The organism is Micrococcus sp. HMSC31B01, assembly GCF_001816085.1.
Classification (GTDB): Bacteria; Actinomycetota; Actinomycetes; order Actinomycetales; family Micrococcaceae; genus Micrococcus; species Micrococcus luteus.
On the sequence record NZ_KV825366.1, the window covers coordinates 1 to 648 of the forward strand.

Here is a 648-nt window from a genome sequence, read left to right on the forward strand (position 1 = left end):
GACGTCCGCGCGACGGGCGCCCCGGCCGGCACGGACCCGGCGGGCGGGGCCGTGACCCTGCGCCGGGTGACCCACCGGACCGTGCACGAGGCCCAGCAGCTGCTGGACGACGGCAAGTTCAACGTGGTCGTCGCCAAGACGATGGAGCTGGTCAACGCGGCCCGCAAGGAGATCGACGCCGGCGCCGGCGCGGCCGACCCCGCCGTCCGCGAGGCCGCCGAGGCCGTGGCCGTGCTGCTCTCGCTCGTGGCGCCGTACACGGCCGAGGACATGTGGGTGCTGCTCGGCCACGAGCCCTCCGTGGTCCGCGCCGGCTGGCCCGCGGTGGACGAGGCGCTGCTGGTCGAGGACACCGTCACGGCGGTCGTCCAGGTCAAGGGCAAGGTCCGCGACACCCTCGAGGTGCCCGCGGACATCACCGCCGAGGATCTCGAGGCGCGCGCCCGCGCGTCGCAGAAGGTGCGGAACTTCATCGGGGACGCCCAGATCGTCAAGGTGATCGTGCGCGAGCCCAAGCTCGTGAACCTGGTGATCCGCTGACCGCGTGAGACCGGCCCCGACCAGGCCGGGGGAGAGGAGGCAGGCCGTGGCGAGCATCGAGCAGTGGCGCGACGACGCGCTCGTCCGCCTGCGCTCCCGCCGCTCCCA

General features: G+C 74.2%; 1 protein-coding gene. It reads left to right on the plus strand.

Translation table 11 applies throughout. The features are described from left to right. The coding region (locus HMPREF3105_RS10895) for a class I tRNA ligase family protein (RefSeq protein ID WP_141762518.1) at nt 1-540 on the plus strand (540 nt) is incomplete at its 5' end. Nucleotides 541-648: the final 108 nt, after the last annotated feature.